Origin of the sequence: Synechococcus sp. CCAP 1479/9, from assembly GCF_019038535.1 — a bacterium.
Classification (GTDB): Bacteria; Cyanobacteriota; Cyanobacteriia; order PCC-6307; family Cyanobiaceae; genus Cyanobium.
In genome coordinates, this window is the sequence record NZ_JAFKRK010000002.1 from 1 (window position 1) to 21,533 (window position 21,533).

Below are 21,533 nucleotides of genomic sequence, written 5' to 3' on the forward strand. Positions count from 1 at the left end.
GCCTCCTTCTGGATGCCGAGCATCAGCAGGTTGTTGCCGAGCTGGGGGCCGATCAGGAACTCGGCCGAGAGGTAGGCGACGATCCGCCTGGGGTGGGCGTCGATGGCCTCGGTACCGGCCAGGTAGCGGGTCATCAGCCGGTCCCGCACGGCGTAGCTGAGCGCCATGTAGAGGTCATGGCGGTCGGCTTTCTGCACCCTCCGGCCGAGCGAATAGAGCAGGTGCTCGATCAGGCCGTCGAGCAGATCCTGCGCCGTCAGGCCGTTGCGCTGGGGATCGATGTAGGCGCCAGCTTCAGGAAGACCCATCACGGTGGCCTTGGTGCTTGCCATGCTGGATGGTCACGGGCACCCCTCGACCATCACCAGACAGGGTTAAGAACCGAGGAACGCAGGAATCCCCTCACCTTGGGAAGATGGAAGGGCCTGCCCAGTTCCCATTCCCGACCCTGCAGCCCAGTCCGTGAAGGACCCCACGCCCGCCCCGGACCTCTGGCTGCTTGAGACGTTGCGGGACCTCAGGGCCACCCTGGAGCGCATCGAGGTGGAGGAGGCCGCCTGCCTGGGGGCCATTCACCCCCGCCACCGGGCCAGTGCCCGCAACCTGCTGCATGTCATCGCCTTCCACCGCCATGCCCATCCGGGCCTGCCGAAGGCGCTGCGGCAACGGGGCCTGTGTCCCCTCACCGATGGCGACGCCCACCTGCTGGCCAGTCTGGAGGCGGTGATCAGCGCGCTTGAAGCGCTCGAAGGTCTGGGCCCCCCTGGCCTGGCCGGTCCCGAGGTGCTGGAGCAGCGTTGCGACCGGCTGTTCGGAGCCCTGGCCGCCGCGGGCGGCGCCGGGCTCATGGTCACGCTGCCGGCGGAGGCGGCCGAGCGCCCCGCCCTGGTCGCTGAACTGCTGGCGGCGGGGATGACCATCGCCCGCATCGATTGCGCCCATGACGACCCCGTGGTCTGGGGCCGGATGGTGGAGGCGCTCAGAGCGGCCCGGGTGGCCAGCGGCCGCCCCTGTGTGATCGCCATGGACCTGGCGGGCCCGCAGCTGCGCACCGGCCAGCTGGCCCCCCAGCCCGCGGTGATCCGCGCCCGTCCCCGCCGCGACCGGATGGGGCGGCCCACCCAGCCGGTGCGGATTCTGGTGGTGCCGCCTGGAGCCTTGCCCCGGCCGCAGGACACGGACGCCGTGCTGCTGCCGGCGCGACTGTCGAAGGCGAAGTGGCTGAAGCGGGGGAATCGTCTGCAGGGGCGGGATGCCTCCGGCCGCCGCCGCACCCTCCAGGTGGTGCGACGCGGCCCCGATGGGGTTCTGATGCTGCAGGCCGACAAGACCTGCCATTTCACGTCCGGCCTGGTGTTCCGCCAGCGGCACGGCAAAGCCCGGCTGCGCGTGGGTCCGCTGGCGCCGGTGAGTGGCGAACGGCTTTTGCGCCCAGGCGATGCCATCCGTCTGACGCCGGAGCCGGACCAGGGTGCCGGCACGCTCCCCTGCACCCTGCCGGAGGTGTTCAGTGATCTGCGCCGCGGTGAGCGGGTGTTCTTCGACGATGGCCGCATCGGCGCCGTGGTCCGGAGGGTGTCAGACCGGGGGGTGCGGCTCAAGGTCACCACCGCCCGGGCCAGGGGCAGCCGGCTCCGCTCCGACAAGGGGATCAGGTTCCCCGACAGTGACCTGCGCACGCCGGCCCTCACCGCCAGGGACATCGAGGATCTGGCATTCGTGACGGGTCACGCCGACATGATCAGCACGTCCTTCGTGCACCGGGAGTCCGACATCCAGACCCTGCGCCAGTGCCTGGAGGACCGGGGCCGGGGTGATCTGGCGGTGATGCTCAGGATCGAAACCCGCCAGGCCTTTCTCAACCTGCCCGGGCTGCTGCTTGCGGCCATGGCCCATGGCGCCCCGGTGGGCGTGATGATCGCCCGCAGCGATCTGGCGATCGAGTGTGGCTGGGAGTCCCTGGCTGCGATTCAGGAGGAAATCCTGCGGATCTGCGCCGCGGCGCACGTGCCCTGCCTCTGGGCCACCGTGACGGTGCTGGAGGGAATCGGGGCCCGCACAACGGCCGACCCCAGCCAGCCACCTCTCACCTGCCTGGCGTTCCGGAGCCACTGTGAAGGGGGCGACCCGCTGTCTTGAGCCTGCCCCTGGGAATCAGCGGAACCGATTCAGTCCGTGGATTCGTCGAAGAGGGAACTGCGGGTGAATTTGAGGCCTTTCCAGATCTTCTTGATTTTCGCGTAGGCCTCGTCCTGGCTCATCTTGCCGTTGGCCTGCAGGCCGACGATCAACCCCACCTGGTCGGCGAAGGATTCCAGATTCTGATGAAACATCAGCCGCTCCGGGCTCCAGTCGCTGCCGCGGTAGCTGCCATGGGCTTCCATGGGCGACTGCACATCCCGTTGCTGCCGGCCGAGTTCGGGGTTGGTTGGTCCCGTGGAGGGCTGGTTGGTCAACGAATCGTCAAGAGCAATGGCTCAACCTAGCCAGCCAGCCTTAAGACTCCGTAAAGATCAGGGGCCAGCGCCAAAACCCCCGCCACGCCTGTCATACCCACCATCGGGCCGTTGCGGTTGAATCGTGGCAACAACCGGAAGTCCCGTGGTGCGACTCACCCCAGGGGCGCTGAATTCCCAGCGCCTGGAGCAGCGTCCGGCCGGTCTGCCCACCCATCTCTATGTCCATGGCGGGCTCGGGCCCACCCGGGCCGATGCGGTGCTGTTCCTGGATTCCGGGCCGGTGCGCACCCCCTCCCCCGCCATCGAGCGGCTGGCCAGCCTGCGCCAGGCGGGCACCCCGCTCTGGCTGCGCCTGCAGGGGCTTGGGGATCGCCATTACATCCAGCAGCTCCTCGATCGCCTGGAGGTGCCGGCGGTGCTGCTGCCCCCCCTGCTGGAGGTGCCCCAGCGCCCCCAGGTGAATGGCCTGGAGGATGTGCTGCTGGTGGTGCTGCACCGGCTCAGCTTCGCCAAGGATCCTGCCCATCTGGTCAGTGAGCAGGTGGGCCTGGTGCTTCTGCCCGGCCTGCTGATCACCCTGGAGGAGGGCTGCGGCGGGGATCCCTTCCCGGATCTCACCGAGTGGCTGCTGTCCAAGTCGGGGTCCCTCGCCGACCGGGACCTGGACGACATCCTGCACTTCGTCATCGATGACCTGCTCGATGATCTGTTCCCGATGCTGGAGGCGATGTCCCAGCGGCTGGATGCGCTGGAGGAATCCTCCCTGCGCAACCCCCGCCCCCTGATCCTGCGCCGCTCCTACGAATTCAGGAGCAACCTGCGCATCATCCGCACCCTGATCTGGCCGTTGCGCCATCAGATCCGGCTGCTGCTGCGGCAACGGCAACGATTGCTGGGCACCGAGGCCCTGGAGGGCTTCCGGGACATGGCCGAACTCGTCGACCAGCTGTTCGAGGCCTGCGGGTCGCTGCGGGGTCAGTGCGATGCCATCACCCAGTCCTATGCGGCGAGTGTGGGCAACAGGATGAACCAGGTGATGAAGACCCTCACCATCCTCACCAGCATCTTCGCGCCGCTCACGTTCATCGTCGGCGTCTACGGCATGAACTTCGAGTTCATGCCCGAGCTGAAATGGCGCCATGGTTACGCGTTTGTCATGTTGCTGATGCTCCTGATCGCCACGGTGCAGGCCTGGTGGTTGTGGCGCCGGGGCTGGTTCCAGGACTGGACGGGCCAGGGCTGAGCTGGCGCCCACAATCTGTCCTTAACCCAACCCCTCGGCTTGCTGGTGCAGGATCGGCGCAGCGTCCTTCCTTCGCTGGTCTCGAACCATGGTCCTGAAGCTGCCTGCGACAGTCCGGTCGAGGGGCGTGATGGCTTTCAGTGGACTGGGTGCCCTCCTCGGCGTCTGGCTGACGCCATGGCTGGCCCTGGTGCCCGCCCAGGCCCAGATGGGGACGGCTCCGGTGGTGCGCATCGAGGGCTCGAGCACGGTGTTCCCCATCCTGGAAGAGGCCGTCAAGGCCTTCCAGAAACGCCAGGGTTCGCCGGTGTCCATCGCCCTGAAGGAGACGGGCAGCTCGGCTGGCATGCGCAGGTTCTGCAGCGGGGAGATTCCGATCAGCAACTCCTCCCGTCCGATCAGCTCCAAGGAGCTGAAGGCCTGCGCCGCCAAGGGGGTGACGTTCATTGAACTGCCGCTGGCCTTCGATGCCATTTCGGTGGTGGTCCATCCCAGCAACAGCTGGGCCAGCCGCATCAGCACGGCCGAGCTCTCCACCCTGTGGAACCGACAGGCCCAGGGACGCATCAAGCGCTGGAAGCAGGTGAACGCCTCATGGCCGGATCGGCCGATCAATCTGTGCGGCCCGGGGGCCGATTCAGGAACGTTTGATTACTTCAACAAAGCAATCAATGGGGATTCTCGCAATTCCCGCACCGATTACACCGCCAGTGAAGATGACAACGTTCTTGTGAATTGTGTTGAGAAAAACCCTCTGGCGCTGGGCTATTTCGGCTTTTCCTACTACCGTGCTCAGGCCACCAAGTTGAAGGCGCTCGCCATCACGGGTCCCAAGGGAACCTGGCCACCGACCATCGACAACGTGCAGCAGGAGCGCTACGTGCCCCTCTCGCGACCCTTGTTCGTCTACATCAACGACAAGGATCTCAGGGATCGACCCGAGGTGCGTCGTTTCATCACCTTCACGGTCCAAGGTGGGTTGCGTTTCAGTGAGAGGGCCGGGGTGATCCCCCTGCCTCCGGACACCTATCGTGTGGTTGAGTCCAAGCTTTATCGCCATTTGATCGGCACCTCCTTCGGGGGCGATCTGCCCGTCGGGCTCTCGATCAATGAGGCGATCCGGCGCAGCTTCCAGCAGATCCGTTCGAAATCACCCCGCTGAGGCCTCCGGCCCCTCCCATGGCCAGCCCGCACGATGACCACCCGTTCAGCAACGGAGCGTTCGCCGTCGATCTGATCGGGCGCTTCACCCACAAGCTCGCGTCGCTGCAGGGGCCCGTGCTCGCCGACAACGATCCCGAACCCCTGCATCAGATGCGGGTGGCGCTGCGGCGGCTGCGCACCTGCCTGCACCAGTTCGGCCCCGCCCTGCAGCTGCCCAAGGCCGTGGCTGACCCCCGCCTGGCCAAGACCGTGCGGCGGCTCGGCCTGGCGCGGGACCTGGATGTGCTCAGGGATCGGCTGGAGAAGGACCTGATGCCCGAGCTTCCCGAGGCGGAACAACGGGCTCTCAAGCCCGTGTTGAAGCAACTGAGGCGTGAACGGGCCCTGGCCTATGAGCAGGTGGTCACCACCCTCCAGAGCAGCGGCTACCTGAAGCTGCTGTCCCAGCTGCAGGGTTGGCTGCGCCATCCCGAGTTCACGCGGCTGGGGGAGCTGCCGCTGGTGGCCTGGACCCTGGAGTGGCAGGCCCCGTTGATCGCCGGGCTGTTCCAGCATCCCGGTTGGTTCATCCTCAAACAGGAGGGGGACATGGAGCGGGTCCATGACCTGCGCAAACGGCTCAAGACCGCCCGATACGGACTCGAGAACCTCGGCGCCGTCACCGGCTCACGCTGCCGGCAGTGGGTGGCTGAACTGAGGGAGCTGCAGGAACTGCTGGGAGAACTCAACGACCTCCATGTCCTGGAAAGGGCGATCGACGATCAGTTGCCGGCCGGACTGGCCAGGAGCCTGCCGGCACTGGAGGCCCTGTTGCGCCGCAGGGCCCAGGGCTGCTGGGACCAGTGGCGGCAGCGAGCCGATGGGTTGATCCTGCCCGAACGCCGGCGCAGCCTCTCGATGGCGCTCTGGCTTGAACGGCGTTCCGACAGCCACCCGGAAGCGCCCCCGCTGGCCCTCGCCTTACCGAGCTCTTAACCAAAGCACTACCAGCCCTTTGCCCGTCCGGCGGGTGTCGCTGCATACAGTTCGCTGCATCCGATGCGCTTTCCCCGATGGTATTCACGCCCTCCCGTGAATCCGGCAGCAAGGATGGATTTCGCGAACTTCTCGAAGCGAACTACCAGAAACGCAGTCTGGTTCATGTCAGCGCCGGGAGCCATGTGCCGCTGCTGAAGAACAACGTCTGGCTCGTCGTTCGCGGCATGGTGAAGCTCAGCGCCATCACCATTCACGGCGACGACATGCTGCTCGGCCTCGCCGGCCCCAACGAGCCGTTCGGCGATCCCCTCAATGGTGTCGAGGCCTACGCCGCCACCACCCTGGCCGACACCGACCTGCTCTGCCTCAGCTGCAGCGAGATCCGCCAGGACGGCACCCTGGCCGTGGCCATGCTGGAGGCCCTCGGCCAGCGCATCCAGCAGAGCCAGGCCCTGCTCGCCCTGATGGGCCTCAAACGCGTCGATGAACGGGTGCGCGGCTTCCTCGAACTGCTGGCCAGCGAGTACGGCCAGCCCTGCGAATCGGGCCTGCGCCTCAACCTGCGCCTCACCCATCAGGAGGTGGCCAGCGCCCTGGCCACCACACGGGTCACCGTCACGCGCGTGATCGGCACCCTGCGCGACGAGGGCTGGTTGCAGCTCGACAGCCAGCGGCGTCTGGTGGTCAGCTATCTGCCACGGCGTTGAGACAGTTCTGGGATCTGCCCGCTGCGGACGCCGATAATGCCGTCATGCATCCCCCCCTCCTGGTCGTCGAGGACGACGACACGATCCGCGAGACCATTCGCGACGTCCTCGTTCTGGAGGGGTTTTCGGTCACGGCCTGCGGCAACGGCCGGGAGGCCCTGCGCACCCTCCAGGAATGCCCCCCTGGGGAGGAATTCTCCCTGGTGGTGCTCGATCTGATGCTGCCGGGGCTGGGGGGCCTCGATCTCTGTCGCCAGCTGCGCTCCGCCGGCAACCAGACGCCCATCCTCGTGGTCAGCGCCCGCGACAGCGAGACCGACCGGGTGCTGGGGCTGGAGGTGGGGGCCGATGACTATCTCATCAAGCCCTTCGGCCTGCGGGAGCTGGTGGCCCGCTGCCGGGCCCTGCTGCGCCGCAGCCGCTCGGTGGAAGTGGTCGCCAAGGTGCTCCAGCACGCCAACCTCAGCCTGTATCCCGAGGAATGCCGCGTCACCCGCGACGGCCTCGAGGTCAACCTCTCGCCCAAGGAATACCGGCTCCTGGAGCTGTTCATGCAGCACCCCCGCCGCGTCTGGAGCCGCGACAAGCTGCTGGAACGGGTCTGGGGCTACGACTATTTCGGCGACAGCAAGACCGTCGACGTCCACATCCGCTGGCTGCGGGAGAAGCTGGAGGCCAACCCTTCGGCGCCCGAGCACCTGATCACCGTCCGGGGCTTCGGCTACCGCTTCGGCTGAATGGGGGTTCTGCTGGCGGGTCTGCTGGGGCTGGCCCTGGGCTGGCTGCTGGCGCGCCGCACCAGCCGGCCCGCCCGGGCCCGTTCCGGCCTGTGGCACCGCCAGCTGCTGCGCTGGATCGGGGAGGCCCCCGATGGCTGGCTGATCCTTGACAGCGGCGACCGCATCCAGCTGATCAACCAGCGGGCCGAACGGCTGCTGGAGGCCCCCGGAGCGGGACTGCGGCGCCAGGAACCCCTCGATCGGGTCTGCAGCTCGCCCGAGCTGCTGGAGGTGGTCCGCAACGCCCGGCGGCGGGAGCGTCCCCAGCGCCTCGACTGGGAGCTCGGCGAGCAGCAGCTGGCCGTGTTCGTCCTGCCCGGGGACGACGGCTGGGTGGCGCTGCTGCTCCAGAGTCGTCGTTCGCTCGAAGCCCAGCTGGAGCAGCAGGAGCGCTGGGTGAGCGATGTGGCCCACGAGCTCAAGACGCCCCTGACGGCCCTGCTGCTGGTGGGTGACAGCCTGGCCGCCCACGTCAACGACGCCAATGTGGTGCTGGTGGAACGGCTGCAGCGGGAGTTGCTGCGGCTGCAGCGGCTCGTGGGCGACCTGATGGAGCTCTCCCGGCTCGAGAACACCCTGCCCGAGGGGGTGCGCCTGCGCAGCCGTGTCGATCTGCCCCAGCTGGTGCAGCAGGTCTGGCTCGGTCTGCGGCCCCTGGCCGAGCGGCGTTCCATCCGCCTGGAGCTCATCGCCGCGGGGGACCTGGCGGTGCTGGGGGATGGCTCCCGGCTGCACCGGGCCGTGCTCAACCTGCTGGACAATGCCCTGCGCTACAGCCCGGAGGAGGGCACCGTGTGGGTGGAGATCGAAGCGACGGCGGGCTGGTGCCTGCTGTCGGTGCGCGACGAGGGCCCCGGGCTCAGCGAGGACGACCTCGAGCACATGTTCGAGCGCTTCTACCGGGGTGATCCTTCCCGGGTGCGCAGCGACCGGGGCGGCAGCGGGCTGGGTCTGGCGATCGTCCAGCAGATCGCCGTCACCCATGGCGGCCGCATCCAGGCGTCCAACCATCCCGGGGGCGGGGCGGTGATGGAGCTGCTGCTCCCCGCGGTGGCCTGAGATGGGGTGGCCTGATGTGGTGAAGACAGCTCCCGGAGCCGCGGGGCGGATGGCGGCGGTGGCCGACCCGGTGATCGCCCAGGTGGGGGCCCTGATGCGCCAGCGCCCGGACGCCCTCTCCCTGGCGCAGGGCATGGTCAGCTGGGGGCCACCGGAGGCGGTGCGCCAGGCCGTCGGCCGGTCGATGGCCGAGGCCGACCGGCGGCTCGACCGCTACGGGCCGGTGCAGGGGGAGGAGGCCCTGCTGGAGGCGGTCCGGCGGGAGCTCACCGAGGTGCGCGGGCTGGATCTGGAGGGCAGCGACCTGCTGGTGACCGCCGGCAGCAACATGGCCTTCCACGCCATCGCCCAGGTGCTCTGCGACCCGGGCGACGAGGTGCTGCTGCCGTTGCCCTTCTATTTCAACCACGCCATGGCGATCCGCCTGGCCGGCGGCGTGCCCGTGCCGGTGGCGGCGGGGCTGGTGCCCGACCCCGAGCGGCTGGCGGCGGCGATCACCCCCCGCACCCGCGCCATCGTGACGATCTCCCCCAGCAATCCCAGCGGCCTGGTGGCGCCGCCGGAGGTGCTGGCGGCCATCAACACCCTGTGCCACCGCCACGGGCTGCTGCATGTGAGCGACGAGGCCTATGCCGATTTCATCCATGGGACGGTGCCCCATGGAAGCCCCGGTCGGCGCCCGGGCAGCGGCGGGCACACGGTGTCCCTGTTCTCCCTCTCCAAGGCCTACGGCATGGCCGGCTGGCGGGTGGGCTACGCGGCGGTCCCCCGCCAGCTGATGGGGGCCCTGGCCAAGGTGCAGGACACGGTGCTGATCTGTCCGCCCCAGGTGAGCCAGCGGGCGGCGCTGGCGGCCCTGGAGGCCGGTCCGGCCTGGTGCCGGCCCCACATCGCGGCCCTGGGCGAGCGGCGCCGGCAGCTGTTCGACGCGGTGGCGGCGGCCCGTGCCGGCGGCCAGGCGCTGGAGCTGCTGGGCCCCCCTGATGGCGCCTTCTATGGCCTGCTGCGGTTCCCCTGCGCTCTGGGGGGCGAGCCGCTGATGCGCCATCTGGTGCTGGGGCACGGCGTGGCCGCCCTGCCGGGTGACAGCTTCGGTCTGCCCCAGGCCGGTGGGCACGCCCTGCTGCGGCTCAGCTACGGCATGCTCGAACCCGGTGCCCTGGCCGAAGCCCTGGGGCGCCTGTTCGAAGCGCTGGCGGTGCTGCAGGCCAGCGGCGACTGAGCCCTGCCCCCGCTCAGGGCCTGGCGCTGGAGGTACGGCTGGCGTCGGCGGCACGGCTGTCGCCGGCAGCCGCCAGCATCCAGAACGTGCTCCCGTCGGGCCACAGCAGCAGCAGCTTGCCGCCCGCCAGCACGGCGAGGGGATCGCTGAACGGCAGGCCGGCGCTGCGGACCCTGGCCAGCGGCAGCCTCCGCAGTTCCATCCCGTCCGGAGCGGGGACCATCCCGGAGGGGACCTCCCGGGTGGGCGTCGCCTGCTCCCAGAGGGCCGCAACGGCGGCGGCCTCGGCCGCCTCGAGCGGCCGGGCCTGCAGGGCCAGGGCGAGCATCCGGGTTGCCAGCTCCGGGCCCGGCCCGGAGCTGGCGCGCTCCTGGGGGGCTCCCGGTGACGCCGGGGTGGCCACCGCCGCCCGCTCCCGGTTCCGGGCTGTGCCGCCATCGCCGCGCCGGGGGCCGGTGACCCCGCGGCGTGCTTGCGCCGGCAGATCCATCGGAGGGGGCGGCGGCAGGGCGCTCAGCGGCGGCAGGGGCAGGGCTGTCAGGGAAGGCTCCCGTGCCTGCTGGCGGCTGAACCGGAGCAGTTCGGGGGTGTCATCCGGTGGCGTGGCGGCCACGGCGGGGGCTGTCCTGGCGGGCGGACGCAGGGCCGCCAGGGCCACCAGCCCGTTCAGGGCCAGAGCCCCGAGCAGGGGCAGCCGCAGATGGCGCCAACGGGGGAGGGGGAGGGCCTGCAGGCGGAAGACCCACGGGCGGGGGAGGCTGGCTTTCATGGCAGCTGGAGCTCCAGGGGCAGGTCGGAACGGCCCAGGCGCTCCATCAGCTGCTGCACCGCTCCCCAGGGGACGTCCGGATCGGGGATCAGACGCAGGGTTGGCTGGCCAGGGCCGTCCTTGAGACCCTTCAGCACCGCGGCCAGCTGCCCGGGCAGGACCGACTGGTTCCAGAGCCGCAGCCGGCCGTCGGCGCCCAGGTGCAGGCTGACGATCCCCTGGTTCGCCGGACGCTGGGCCAGCCGCTGGGGAACCAGGACCAGGGCCAGGGTCAGCAGCGCCAGTGCGGTGGCCACCGCCCCGAGCGCCGCAGCGTCCAGGGCGGCCCCCCAGGCAGTTGTCTGGCCGGTGTCGGGGTTCATGGTCCCGCCTCCGGCAGGGCCAGCCCCACCGGCCGGGGGCTGATCGAACGCAGGTGGGCCAGGGAGCGGGCCACCTCGCCCAGGGGCAGGCGGGCCGCCGGCAGGAAGTGGATCTCGCTGCCGGCCGGCTGGGAGGCCAGCAGGCCCGGCAGTCGGCCGCGGGAGACGGGTTCCCCGTTCACGAACCAGCGATCGCCGGGCGCCCGCACGATCCAGAGGGCCCCCGTCAGGGAGGCGCCCCCCGGGGGCCGCAGCCGCGGCTGTCGCTGCCGGGCCAGGTCGGCCAGGGCCGCCACCGACCCGCACAGCAGCAGGGTCAACCCCACCAGGGCGGCAAGGGCGTGGTTCATGCCAACGGTGCCCAGGGACGGCCGAGGCGCTGCAGCCGCAGGCATTGGCTGCGGCGCAGCCACTGGTTGGCGAACAGGCCGGTCGTGGCGATCAGGCTCAGGATCAGGCCCAGGGCCGTGCTGAGCAGCACCTGGCCGAAGCCGGCCAGGTTGGCCCCTGCCGGCAGCAGCAGCTGGGGGCCGAGGCTGGCGAGCACCTGCATCAGGCCGAGCACGGTGCCCACCAGCCCCAGCAGCGGCGCCAGAACGACGGCCGCCTGCAGCAGCGGTTCGCCGAAACGCATCTCCAGCTCCCAGTCCTCCAGCAGGCGCCCGGCGGCCGTTCCGCCCTGGTCAGCCAGCACCCGCTCCCACTGCTGGCGCCTCGAGGAGCGGCTGCGCCACCAGTTCCACCAGTAGCGACCCCGGTCGATCACCACGGTCACCACGGCGATGGAGAGCAGCAGCAGCAACAGGGCGATGGGTCCATGGATCCCGGGGACCGGTGTCTTCACCCCTGGTGACGCTGCGTCCGACGGGGGCGATCGTATGGGCCGACGTCGCCCGGACGACGTGCCCCAGCTGCTTGACAGTCCCCTGGGATCGCGCGCTGACTAAGGTGCCCATGGACCGGAACCAGAGGGAGCACCATGAGCCCCATCCATGCCGATAACAGTCTCAGCATCGGGCAGACCCCGCTGGTGGAGCTGCATCGCGTCACGGAGGGATGCGGCGCCCGGGTGCTCGCCAAGATCGAGGGCCGCAATCCGGCCTATTCGGTGAAGTGCCGCATCGGCGCGGCAATGATCTGGCAGGCCGAGAAGGATGGACTGCTGGGGCCCGGCAAGGAACTGATCGAGCCCACCAGCGGCAACACCGGCATCGCCCTGGCGTTCGTGGCCGCCTCACGGGGCATCCCCCTCACCCTGACCATGCCGGAGACGATGAGCCTGGAGCGGCGCAAGCTGCTCACGGCCTATGGCGCCCACCTGGTGCTCACCGAGGGGAGGCTGGGCATGGGGGGTGCCATCGCCGCCGCCCGGGAGCTGGCGGAGTCCGAACCGGACCGCTGGGTGATGCTGCAGCAGTTCGTGAACCCGGCCAACCCCCGCATCCACCACGACACCACCGGCCCCGAGATATGGACCGACACCGGCGGGGTGGTTGATGCCCTGGTCTGCGGCGTCGGCACCGGCGGCACCATCACCGGCGTCAGCCGCTACATCAAGACCACCCTCGGCCAGCCGCTGGTGTCGGTGGCGGTGGAGCCGTTCAACAGCCCCGTCATCCGCCAGACCATCGCCGGCGAGGATCTCCGGCCCGGTCCCCACAAGATCCAGGGCATCGGCGCCGGCTTCGTCCCCGCCAACCTCGACCTCAGCCTGGTCGACCGGGTCGAGGCCGTCAGCGACGAGGAGGCGGTGAGCATGGCCCGCCGCCTGATGCGGGAGGAGGGGATCCTGGCGGGCATCTCCTGCGGCGCCGCCACGGTGGCGGCCCTGCGGCTCGCCAGGGAGAAGGCCTTCGAGGGCCGCACCATCGTGGTGGTGCTGCCCGACTCCGGCGAGCGCTACCTCAGTTCGGTGCTGTTCGAAGGCGTGTTCAACGAACGGGGCCTGGCGGCCGTCTGACCCCACCGACCGCACGAGCGCCGCGAGGCCACCGCCGATGAGTTACCTGCGTCAGATCATGCAGCGGCTCCATGACCGCTCCACCGCTCCGGCTCCGGTCGACCGCTCCGGCGATCCTGCCGTGCTGGAGGAGCATCTGACCCTCTATGCCGCCCGGCTCCAGGGCTGCAGCGACGCCATGCTCCACTACGAGGCCGCCTGGCTGGAGCAGCACATCGACACCCTCGAACTCTGCGCCCGGCAACCGACGATGCTCACCAGCGCCGGGGGGCCGGAGCGGGTCGAGCGGCTGCTGCAGGAGAGCCTGCGGTTCCGCCAGCTGCTCGAGAGCGCCCGGGTGGCCAGGGGGCTCACGGGGGAAGGGGTGCGGGCCGCGGTGGTGGCCAGTGAGCATGCCTGGGAGCTGTCCGACCCGGGACTCCGCCGGGCCTGGGGCTTCCTCGGCGACCCCCAGGGTGGCGCCGGGTCCTGAAGGCCCCGTGTGCCCGCCCGCGCACGATGTTCGCTGCGATACACACACGCGCGTCCGGTTCCCCAAGGATTTGCTGGTCGTCCCCCTGCGTCACCATGGCGAGCTTCACGATCAGCCTGGAAGGAGGGAAATCCTTCAGCTGTCCCGACGACACCTACATCCTCGACGCGGCCGAGGAGCAGGGTATTGATCTGCCCTACTCCTGCCGTGCCGGAGCCTGCAGCACCTGCGCCGGCAAGATCCTCTCCGGCAGTGTCGACCAGTCCGACCAGAGCTTCCTCGACGATGACCAGATCGGCGAAGGCTTCGCCCTGCTCTGTGTCAGCTACCCCCTCTCCGACTGCACCATCAAGCCGGGCGTCGAAGACGATCTCTGAGCGGCTTGTGTCCGATCAGCCGGGCATGGTGACGAACTCCTCGGCCACCGAGGGGTGCAGGGCCATGGTGCGGTCGAAGTCGGCCTTGGTGGCCCCCATGCCGATGGCGATCGCCGCCATCTGAATGATCTCGGCGCTGTGCTCGCCCACCATGTGGCAGCCCACCACCCGGTCGGTGGCGGTCTCCACGATCAGCTTGAGCAGCACCCGGGGACCCCGGGCCGGCAGGGCCTGGGCCATGGGGCGGAAGCGGGCCCGGTGCACCCGGATGCCGTCGGGGCCGAAGCGTTCGATCGCCGCTTCCTCGCTCAGGCCCACCCCGGCCAGTTCCGGCTGGCTGAACACGGCACTGGCCACCAGGTCGTGGTTCACCTGGCGGGGCTTGTTGCCGTAGACGGTGTCGGAGAAGGCCCGGCCTTCGTCCACGGCCACCGGGGTGAGGTTGATGCGGTCGGTCACGTCGCCCACCGCATGGATGTGGGGCACGTTGGTGGTCTGGTCGGCATCCACCGGGATGCGGTGCCCTTCCACCGCCACCCCGGCGCACTCCAGCTGCAGCCCCTCGAGGAAGGGCCGCCGGCCCGTGGCCAGCAGCACGCCGCCGCAGGGCAGCACCTCACCGCTCTGGGTGGTGAGCTCCAGGGCGCCGGGGACGCCGGTGATGGCGGCGGGGCTGTGGGCGAAGCGGATCTCGATGCCTTCAGCCTCCATGGCCTCCTGCACGGCCGTGGAGGCCTCCCGGTCGAAGCCCCGCAGCAGGTGGTCGCCCCGCACCAGCAGGGTCACCGCCACACCCAGGCCATGCAGGATGCAGGCGAATTCGCAGGCAATGAAGCCCGCCCCCACCACCACCACCCGGTCCGGGAAGCGCTCCTGCAGGAACATGTCGTCGCTCACCCAGCCCAGTTCGGCCCCGGGGAAGCTGGGACGGTGAGGCCGGCCGCCGGCGGCGATCAGGATCCGCTCCCCCTTGAGCCGGCGGGTGGTCTCGGCGCCCTGGACCACATCGATGTGGTGGGGATCGGCGAAGCGGCCCCAGCCCCGCACCAGCTCCACGCCGGCCTTCTCCAGCAGGCCGATATGGAGCTCATTGAGCCGGTCCACCTCGCGGCGCACATTGGCGAGCAGCACCGAGGCGTCGGGCCGGAAGCCATCCAGCTGCCAGCCGTAGCTGGAGGCATCGGCCAGCAGGTGCCGGTAGGCCGAGCCGTAGACCAGCAGTTTCTTGGGCACGCAGCCGCGGATCACGCAGGTGCCCCCCACCCGGTCGCCCTCCACGATCGCCACCGAGGCCCCGTAGGAGGCCGCCCGTTTGGCGGCCGCCAGACCACCGGAGCCCGCCCCGAGGACGATCAGATCGAAGCAGTCGGTCATGGCAGCAGGGCGTCGTGGAGCACGGTGCCTTCCAGCATGGCGTCCCGGAGATCGGTGTCCCGCAGGTCGCAGCCGCTCAGATCGGCATCACGCAGGTCGGCGCCTCCCATGTTGGTGCCGTAGAGGCAGGCACCGCGCAGATCACTCCCCTGCAGCAGGGCCCCCTGCATCAGGGCGAAGCTGAGGTCGGCCCCCTGGAAATCGGCCCCGCCCAGGTCGGTGGGCTGGTCGAGGCTGCCGCGGAAGTCGGCCTCCACCAGCCGGGTGGACCGCCAGCGGCTGTGGGCCCCGAGCACCCCCCGCAGACAGCAGCGGTGCATCAGGGCGCCGCCGAAATCGGCCCCCTGCAGCCGGGCCGCCGACAGGTCGGCGTCGTGCCAGAAGGAGCCGCTGGCCTTGAGATCGGAGAGGTCGGCCCCCCAGAGCAGGGCCTGCTGGAAGCAGGCGGCCTCCACGTTCGCTCCCGCCAGCCGGGCGTGGCCGAACCGGCCTTCCTTGAAGCAGCCGCCGTGCAGGTCGCAGTCGCCCAGATCCAGGGCCACGCCATCGAGATCCCCCAGCCGCAGTCCGGCGAAGTGGCGGCGGCCTGCGGCCAGGGCGTCTTTGAGGGCCTCCAGGTCGGCGGGGAGGTCGCCCGGCAGGTCGGCGGGACGGTCAGAGGATGGCCGCAAGGGCATCGAGTTGCTGGCGGCGGGAAGCGAGCATCAGCTTCCGGGCCTGGGCCAGGAGCTGGAAGACGCCCTTGTCGATCACTTCATAGAACACCAGGCTGCCTTCGGGACGGCGACGCACCACACCGGCGATCGTCAGCAGCTTGAGATGCTTGGACACGAGGGCCTGGCTGAGGCCGGTCTTCTCGACGACGGCCGTGACGTTCAGGGGGCCCGGCCGCAGGGTCTCAAGCACGGTGAGCCGGTTGGGCTCGGAGAACACCTTGAAGTAGTCGGCCAGAGATTCCATCGACCGCAGCGAAGCCCGGGATGGTGGGGAGGCTACCACGCTTGCGTCTCAGACTGTTGATACAGAATCGTGAAACCACAGGTCTGCTGCAACCGGATCACGTAGTATCACGATGTCGTTATGATGCGCAGCCGCGTCGCCCCCTGATGACCGCCACCCTCTCCACCCCTCCTGCGGCGCCCCACCTGCGGGAAGACCTGCTGACCCCGCGGTTCTATACGACCCAGATCGCCAAGGCGGCCCGCACGGATCTGGAGCCGCAACGGCCGGCCTTCGACGCGATGCTCGCCGAGATGGAGGCGGACTACAACCGCGACCACTTCGATCGCAAGGCACCGCTGGACCGGCTCCGGGACCTGAGCCCCGAGGAGAAGGAGGCGTATGAGAGCTATCTGGTGCGCTCCTGCGTGTCGGAGTTCTCCGGCTTCCTGCTGTTCAAGGAGCTCTCCCGGCGGCTGTTCCAGGAGCAGCGTCCCGAGATGGGGCGGCTGTTCCAGCTGATGGCCCGCGATGAGGCCCGCCATGCCGGTTTCCTCAACCGGGCCCTGGTGGCCGAGGGCATCGAGATCGACCTGCCCAGCCTCAGCACCAAGCGACCGATCACCTGGTTCCCCCTGAGCTGGGTGCTTTACAGCGTCTTCCTATCGGAGAAGATCGGCTACTGGCGGTACATCCTCATCGACCGCCATCTCAAGGCCCACCCCGACAGCAACTTCGCGCCGCTGTTCGATTTCTTCGAGCCCTGGTGCCAGGACGAGAATCGCCATGGTGACATCTTCAACATGCTGATCCGCTGCTGGCCGGCCCTGCGCCAGGGGCTGCGCGGCAAGCTGCTCAGTCGCTTCTTCCTGTGGTCGGTGTTTCTCACCCACAGCCTCACGGTCTGTGAGCGCGGCGAGTTCTACCGGATCCTGGGAATGGACCCGGAGGCTTTCGACGCCGAGGTGATGCGTCAGACCAACCGCACGGCCCGCCGGGCCTTCCCCTGGGTGTTCGATCTGGAATCCGGCGGCTTCATCGCCCTGCGGGATCGCCTTGTCGCCTGCTTCCAGGAGATGGGGGCCGCCCGCCGCCAGGGGGCCGGCCCCTGGCACCAGATCGGCCTGAGGCTGCGCTTCGGCGGGCTGCTGTGGCGGCAGTTCTGGCAGCCGATGGTGCGGGCGGAGGCGGGCTGAGCCCGGGCTGCCCGCGGCTTTCCCTGCGGCCTCCACCAGCGGATCGTTCAGCTTCTGTTCCCTTGCCCCTTCTCCCATGCCCCAGCCCCATCTGAGCGCCGCCTACTGCGACGCCTACAGCCGCATCAACGCCCTGGTGATCGTGGGTGAGGGCCTGGCGGACAGCCACTTCCGCCTGCTGGCAGGCCTCCTTCCGGAGGACCGGGACGACCTGATGCGGCTCGCCGCCATGGAGGGGCACCATGCCCGCGACTTCTCAGGCTGCGGCAGGCAGCTGGGGATCCGCCCGGATCTGCCGCTGGCGCGTCGCCTGTTCGCACCGCTGCACCGGCTGTTCCGTGAGGCGGTGAGCAGCGGCGACCGCGTCAGCGCCCTGGTGATCCAGTGCCTGATCGTGGAAAGCTTCGCCGTGGCCGCCTACCGCTGCTACCAGCCGGTGGCCGACCCCTTCGCCGCGCCGATCATCGAGTCGGTGCTCACCGACGAGGCCGAACACCTCGCGTACGGCAGCCGCTGGCTGGCGGCCTGGTTCCCGGAGGTGGCCGCACCGATCGCGGCCTGCTGTGAGCGCGCCGTCCCGATCGTGATGGCGATGCTCCAGAGCGTCCGCGACGACCTGACGGCGATCGGCATCGACCCGGCCGAGCTGGTGGGCGAGTTCGTGGGCTGCTTCCAGGCAGCGATCGAGACGGTGGGCTTCGAGCCGCGCCAGGCCCGGGGGCTGGTGGCGCGACTGGCGGGCCGGGCGGTGGAGGTGGGGGTGTAATCGCCACCACGACGGGATTGGGAGGTCCATGGCTAGGTCTGGCTTTTCGTCGCCCCGTCATGACCTCCACAGGTTTCGCCGCCACGCCGGCGGCGGCCCTTCCCGCCTTTGAAGACAACAGCCTCTCGATTGGCCAGACGCCGCTGGTTCGACTCAATCGCGTCGTCGGTGAGGCCAAGGGAATCGTCTACGCCAAGATCGAAGGACGCAATCCCGCCTATTCGGTGAAGTGCCGGATCGGAGCGGCGATGGTGTGGCAGGCGGAAAAGGACGGTCTGCTCGGTCCCGGAAAGGAGATCGTCGAACCCACCAGCGGCAACACGGGCATCGCCCTCGCTTTCGTGGCAGCGGCGCGGGGGATTCCGCTCACCCTCACCATGCCGGAAACCATGAGCCTGGAGCGGCGCAAGCTCCTCATCGCCTACGGAGCGAAGCTGGTCCTGACCGAGGGTGCCCGGGGCATGGCCGGTGCGATCGCCAGGGCCCAGGACATCGCCGCATCCGATCCCCATCGCTATGTGCTGCTGCAGCAGTTCGCCAATGCAGCCAACCCACGTATTCACCACGACACCACGGGACCGGAGATCTGGGCCTCAACCGGCGGTCGCGTGGCGGCACTGGTGGCAGGCGTCGGCACCGGAGGCACGATCACCGGCGTCAGCCAGTACATCAAGCGAACGCTCGGCGAGCCCCTGGTGTCGGTGGCCGTGGAGCCGGTGGAGAGTCCGGTGATCAGCCAGACCCTGGCGGGACAACCGCTTCAGCCTGGACCCCACAAGATCCAGGGGATCGGGGCCGGATTCGTTCCTGCCAATCTGCATCTCGATCTGGTCGACAGGGTCGAACAGGTCAGCAGTGCGGAAGCGGTGGCCTTTGCACGGCGTCTCACCCGCGAAGAGGGGATCCTTTCCGGCATCTCCAGCGGTGCGGCCGCGGCAGCGGCGGTGCGGCTGGCCCATGAGGAGGCCTTTGCCGGTCGGACGATCGTGGTGGTGCTGCCGGATTCCGGCGAGCGCTATCTGAGTTCAGCCCTGTTCGAAGGGCTCTTCAATGAGCATGGTCTGGCGCTTTGATTGAAGTCGCACGTACCCCTCGATGTGGGTGAAACTACGTTGCCAGGCATACCAATCGAGGGATGATCATGTGATCACGGAGCGACCACATGTCTCTTCTGCATGGCTCGGATTTCCTTCAGAGAGCGGCGGCGGCGCGCTCGCAGATCCGGGAGTCTGATGCCAACGGCGTGAAGCACCTGATCGCTGATGGAGCCACAGTGATCGATGTCCGTGAACCAGAGGAGTATGGGGCTGGGCATATTCCAGGCTCCATCAATGTGAGGGCTTCAATTCTCTCCCAGGAGATCCCTGGGATCCTCAAGGATCCATCCCATTCCGTGGTGGTGGTCTGCGCTGGTGGCAACAGAAGCGCCCTCGCAGCCCTGGAACTTCAAGACCTCGCATACACAGCCGTGGCTTCGTTGCGGTCGGGACTGCGCGACTGGCCGGATCCGCTGGTGCGTGCTGTCGCTGCTGGGCGCTGACGTGATCACCTCTGTGCGACAGCGTCGCTCCGAATCTCTCCTCGATGAGCCTGAAGGTATGGGGGACCATGGCTTGAACCTTGCCGGAATTGTCGATTCTCTCCGGGAACTTCGGGTCCAGTCTCCACTCCTCTGGCAACATCCGAATACCCTGGTTCCCCTGCCTTCAACCCATGCGCTGAAACGGGTGCTGGTGGGCCTGAGAGCCTCCCTCTATCCCCATCGCCTAGGGCTCCCAGAGCCCGACCTGATGGGCGTTCCAAGCTCTTCGACGGCCACCGACTTCTTCGTTGGCCATACGCTCGACACCTGCCTGCGGGAGCTCCGTCACCAGGTCCGCATTGAGATCGAGTCCCGTCGATCCTTGCCCCATGACGGCAGGCAGGATCCGACGCTTGATCAGCAGGCTACGGAGATTGTTTTCGCTTTCGCCCATCAGCTTCCGCGCATCCGTTCCCAGCTCGACTCCGACCTGCATGCGGCGTTTCGAGGCGACCCTGCCGCCAGCAGTATCGAGGAGGTGCTTGTCTGCTACCCAGGCATGAAGGCCATCACCGACCATCGCTTTGCCCATGCCCTTCACAGCCTCGGCGCGCCAGTGGTGGCGCGCATCATTGCTGAGCTTTCCCATTCCGCCACGGGTGTGGATATTCATCCCGGCGCAGTCATCGGCGACAGCTTCTTCATCGATCATGGCTCAGGTGTTGTGATCGGCGGCACGTCCATCATTGGCAAGAATGTGCGCCTCTATCAGGCCGTCACCCTGGGAGCCAAGCACTTCCCCGTCGATGAGCATGGGCATCTCGTCAAGGGCGAGTCCCGCCATCCGATTGTTGAAGACGATGTCGTTATCTATTCCGGGGCAACGATCCTGGGCCGGGTGACCATCGGCAAGGGATCCACGATTGGTGGGAATGTCTGGTTGACAAGCAGCGTCCCGCCAGGCACCACCATCACCCAGGCCAAAGCTCTTTCTGAGACCTTTGGAGAGGGGGGAGGTATTTAAGTGATCCCATGAGTGGCTTTCCTGATCGGAGGTGATGTCTTGCTCTCCAGTCTCTGAGGGCCAGTGCACCACTGACTATCTCCTCAAGAGCATTTTGTTTGCTCTGTGGTTTGTCGATTCCAATCCTGCCCATTTTTGATTGAACATCCATGGCAACCAGTAAATCCTCCCATCTGGCTTTAGGCGATGCAGCGGCACGTCAGTTGGCGAATGCCACCAAGACCGTTCCGCAGCTGCTCGGCATTTCGCCGCGTTGGTTGGTGCCGATGCTGTCCTGGGTTGGGGTTGAGGCCGGCATCTATCGCGTCAACAAGGTCAAGGACGAGTCGCGGGTTCTGACGGCATGCTCACAGCGAGATGAGATCGATCTCCCCGAAACCTTCGTCGATTATGAAGAGGAGCCTCGCGAGTACTTTCTCAGTGCTGTCACAACGACGGTGGATATCCATACTCGGATTTCCGACCTCTACAGCAACCCCCATGATCAGATCCAGCAGCAGCTGAGGCTGGCGATTGAAACGATCAAGGAGCGCCAGGAAAGTGAACTGATCAACAATAAGGAGTATGGGCTTCTCAACAATGTTATTCCTTCTCAGCGTCTTCAGCCCATCAGTGGTGTCCCCACGCCTGATGATCTCGATCAACTGATCACCAAGGTATGGAAGCAGCCGGCCTTCTTCCTGGCGCACCCCCTCACCATTGCCGCCTTCGGCCGGGAATGCACCCGTCGCGGTGTTCCTCCGGCGACGGTCACCCTCTACGGCTCACCCTTTATCACCTGGAGGGGCTTGCCAATCATTCCCAGCGACAAGCTGAAGATCGAGGCGGGTCGCAGCAGCATTCTGCTGTTGCGCACCGGTGAAGCGCGACAGGGGGTGGTGGGCCTCTACCAGCCAGGCCTTCCCGGCGAACAGGGCATGGGGCTGTCGGTGAAGTTCATGGGTATCGGACGCAAGGCGATCGCCTCCTATCTGATCTCGCTCTACTGCTCGTTGGCCGTTCTCACCGAAGACGCCATCGCCGTGCTCGAAAACGTTGAAGTGGACAAATTCCATAACTACCAGCATGACTACCGCTGATCACCGCGGGGGCAGTGACGGGGCGGCCATTCCCCACGGTTTCCCGAGTGAACTGGAGTTGGACCGTCTGGCCAGCCTGATC

25 protein-coding genes and 1 pseudogene are annotated in these 21,533 nt (G+C 68.2%); 17 read left to right on the forward strand and 9 right to left on the reverse strand.

The window, feature by feature from the left end; genetic code table 11:
• Nucleotides 1–332, reverse strand: a pseudogene (locus KUG38_RS00505) (glycogen phosphorylase); the annotation flags it as partial.
• Between the two features lie 130 nt (nt 333–462).
• Between KUG38_RS00505 and KUG38_RS00510 the strand changes: the two are divergent.
• Complete coding sequence (locus KUG38_RS00510; protein ID WP_216918560.1) at nt 463–2,139, forward strand: pyruvate kinase; 1,677 nt, start codon at nt 463–465, stop codon at nt 2,137–2,139.
• 29 nt (nt 2,140–2,168) lie between these two features.
• On the opposite strand, the gene KUG38_RS00515 is transcribed toward KUG38_RS00510, so the two are convergent.
• Complete coding sequence (locus KUG38_RS00515; RefSeq protein WP_353617667.1) at nt 2,169–2,456, reverse strand: DUF7219 family protein; 288 nt, start codon at nt 2,454–2,456, stop codon at nt 2,169–2,171.
• 148 nt (nt 2,457–2,604) lie between these two features.
• On the opposite strand from KUG38_RS00515, the gene corA reads away from it, so the two are divergent.
• The 7 genes from corA (at nt 2,605) to KUG38_RS00550 (ending at nt 9,611) form a co-directional block, all read left to right on the forward strand.
• On the forward strand, nt 2,605–3,702 hold the full coding sequence (corA, locus tag KUG38_RS00520) for a magnesium/cobalt transporter CorA (protein ID WP_353617668.1): 1,098 nt from the start codon (nt 2,605–2,607) through the stop codon (nt 3,700–3,702).
• Between the two features lie 208 nt (nt 3,703–3,910).
• On the forward strand, nt 3,911–4,864 hold the full coding sequence (locus KUG38_RS00525) for a PstS family phosphate ABC transporter substrate-binding protein (RefSeq protein ID WP_286195478.1): 954 nt from the start codon (nt 3,911–3,913) through the stop codon (nt 4,862–4,864).
• 17 nt (nt 4,865–4,881) lie between these two features.
• Nucleotides 4,882–5,841: a CHAD domain-containing protein gene (locus KUG38_RS00530; RefSeq protein WP_216918563.1), complete on the forward strand. Its 960-nt coding sequence runs from the start codon at nt 4,882–4,884 to the stop codon at nt 5,839–5,841.
• Nucleotides 5,842–5,918: 77 nt separating this feature from the next.
• On the forward strand, nt 5,919–6,551 hold the full coding sequence (ptrA, locus tag KUG38_RS00535; protein WP_094584020.1) for a Crp/Fnr family transcriptional regulator PtrA: 633 nt from the start codon (nt 5,919–5,921) through the stop codon (nt 6,549–6,551).
• A 44-nt stretch (nt 6,552–6,595) separates the two neighbouring features.
• Nucleotides 6,596–7,288, forward strand: a complete 693-nt coding sequence (locus tag KUG38_RS00540) for a response regulator transcription factor (RefSeq protein ID WP_216918564.1) — start codon at nt 6,596–6,598, stop codon at nt 7,286–7,288.
• On the forward strand, nt 7,289–8,389 hold the full coding sequence (locus tag KUG38_RS00545; RefSeq protein WP_216918565.1) for a sensor histidine kinase: 1,101 nt from the start codon (nt 7,289–7,291) through the stop codon (nt 8,387–8,389).
• A gap of 19 nt (nt 8,390–8,408) precedes the next feature.
• Nucleotides 8,409–9,611, forward strand: coding sequence for an aminotransferase class I/II-fold pyridoxal phosphate-dependent enzyme (locus KUG38_RS00550; protein WP_353617669.1), 1,203 nt, complete (start codon nt 8,409–8,411; stop codon nt 9,609–9,611).
• Between the two features lie 13 nt (nt 9,612–9,624).
• On the opposite strand, the gene KUG38_RS00555 is transcribed toward KUG38_RS00550, so the two are convergent.
• Genes KUG38_RS00555 through KUG38_RS17090 form a run of 4 tightly spaced genes read right to left on the reverse strand, consistent with a single transcriptional unit; the run spans nt 9,625 to nt 11,586 of the window.
• Complete coding sequence (locus KUG38_RS00555; RefSeq protein WP_216918566.1) at nt 9,625–10,380, reverse strand: hypothetical protein; 756 nt, start codon at nt 10,378–10,380, stop codon at nt 9,625–9,627.
• A complete protein-coding gene (locus KUG38_RS00560; RefSeq protein ID WP_216918567.1) occupies nt 10,377–10,742 on the reverse strand; it encodes an ExbD/TolR family protein in 366 nt (121 codons plus the stop codon). Before KUG38_RS00560 ends, KUG38_RS00555 begins: the two co-directional genes overlap by 4 nt.
• On the reverse strand, nt 10,739–11,092 hold the full coding sequence (locus tag KUG38_RS00565; RefSeq protein ID WP_216918568.1) for a hypothetical protein: 354 nt from the start codon (nt 11,090–11,092) through the stop codon (nt 10,739–10,741). The genes KUG38_RS00560 and KUG38_RS00565 overlap by 4 nt, the downstream gene beginning before the upstream one ends.
• Nucleotides 11,089–11,586 (reverse strand): MotA/TolQ/ExbB proton channel family protein, encoded by a 498-nt coding sequence (locus KUG38_RS17090; protein WP_216918569.1) that lies wholly within the window; start codon nt 11,584–11,586, stop codon nt 11,089–11,091. Before KUG38_RS17090 ends, KUG38_RS00565 begins: the two co-directional genes overlap by 4 nt.
• 135 nt (nt 11,587–11,721) lie before the next feature.
• Between KUG38_RS17090 and cysK (KUG38_RS00575) the strand changes: the two genes are divergently transcribed.
• The 3 genes from cysK (KUG38_RS00575) (at nt 11,722) to KUG38_RS00585 (ending at nt 13,551) form a co-directional block, all read left to right on the forward strand.
• Nucleotides 11,722–12,702, forward strand: a complete 981-nt coding sequence (gene cysK, locus KUG38_RS00575; RefSeq protein WP_216918570.1) for a cysteine synthase A — start codon at nt 11,722–11,724, stop codon at nt 12,700–12,702.
• Between the two features lie 37 nt (nt 12,703–12,739).
• Nucleotides 12,740–13,174 (forward strand): hypothetical protein, encoded by a 435-nt coding sequence (locus KUG38_RS00580; protein WP_216918571.1) that lies wholly within the window; start codon nt 12,740–12,742, stop codon nt 13,172–13,174.
• 95 nt (nt 13,175–13,269) lie between these two features.
• On the forward strand, nt 13,270–13,551 hold the full coding sequence (locus KUG38_RS00585) for a 2Fe-2S iron-sulfur cluster-binding protein (RefSeq protein WP_094584030.1): 282 nt from the start codon (nt 13,270–13,272) through the stop codon (nt 13,549–13,551).
• Between the two features lie 15 nt (nt 13,552–13,566).
• Here the strand turns inward: KUG38_RS00585 and gorA are convergent, their stop codons facing one another.
• Genes gorA through KUG38_RS00600 form a run of 3 tightly spaced genes read right to left on the reverse strand, consistent with a single transcriptional unit; the run spans nt 13,567 to nt 15,885 of the window.
• Nucleotides 13,567–14,925, reverse strand: a complete 1,359-nt coding sequence (gorA, locus tag KUG38_RS00590) for a glutathione-disulfide reductase (protein WP_216918572.1) — start codon at nt 14,923–14,925, stop codon at nt 13,567–13,569.
• Nucleotides 14,922–15,602 (reverse strand): pentapeptide repeat-containing protein, encoded by a 681-nt coding sequence (locus tag KUG38_RS00595; protein WP_216918573.1) that lies wholly within the window; start codon nt 15,600–15,602, stop codon nt 14,922–14,924. Before KUG38_RS00595 ends, gorA begins: the two co-directional genes overlap by 4 nt.
• Nucleotides 15,580–15,885, reverse strand: coding sequence for an ArsR/SmtB family transcription factor (locus KUG38_RS00600; protein WP_094584033.1), 306 nt, complete (start codon nt 15,883–15,885; stop codon nt 15,580–15,582). Before KUG38_RS00600 ends, KUG38_RS00595 begins: the two co-directional genes overlap by 23 nt.
• 146 nt (nt 15,886–16,031) lie before the next feature.
• On the opposite strand from KUG38_RS00600, the gene acsF reads away from it, so the two are divergent.
• From acsF to KUG38_RS00630, 6 genes are all read left to right on the forward strand, one after another.
• On the forward strand, nt 16,032–17,060 hold the full coding sequence (gene acsF / locus KUG38_RS00605; RefSeq protein ID WP_216918574.1) for a magnesium-protoporphyrin IX monomethyl ester (oxidative) cyclase: 1,029 nt from the start codon (nt 16,032–16,034) through the stop codon (nt 17,058–17,060).
• A gap of 76 nt (nt 17,061–17,136) precedes the next feature.
• Nucleotides 17,137–17,826 (forward strand): long-chain fatty aldehyde decarbonylase, encoded by a 690-nt coding sequence (locus KUG38_RS00610; RefSeq protein WP_286195467.1) that lies wholly within the window; start codon nt 17,137–17,139, stop codon nt 17,824–17,826.
• Nucleotides 17,827–17,885: 59 nt separating this feature from the next.
• Nucleotides 17,886–18,899 carry a cysteine synthase A gene (gene cysK / locus KUG38_RS00615; RefSeq protein WP_216918575.1) on the forward strand — a complete coding sequence of 338 codons (1,014 nt, stop codon included), beginning with the start codon at nt 17,886–17,888 and terminating at the stop codon, nt 18,897–18,899.
• 89 nt (nt 18,900–18,988) lie between these two features.
• A complete protein-coding gene (locus KUG38_RS00620) occupies nt 18,989–19,366 on the forward strand; it encodes a rhodanese-like domain-containing protein (protein ID WP_216918576.1) in 378 nt (125 codons plus the stop codon).
• Entirely contained in the window at nt 19,344–20,372 is a 1,029-nt protein-coding gene (gene epsC / locus KUG38_RS00625) for a serine O-acetyltransferase EpsC (RefSeq protein WP_353617671.1), read from the forward strand. The genes KUG38_RS00620 and epsC overlap by 23 nt, the downstream gene beginning before the upstream one ends.
• 149 nt (nt 20,373–20,521) lie before the next feature.
• On the forward strand, nt 20,522–21,451 hold the full coding sequence (locus KUG38_RS00630; protein WP_216918577.1) for a family 2A encapsulin nanocompartment shell protein: 930 nt from the start codon (nt 20,522–20,524) through the stop codon (nt 21,449–21,451).
• Nucleotides 21,452–21,533: the final 82 nt, after the last annotated feature.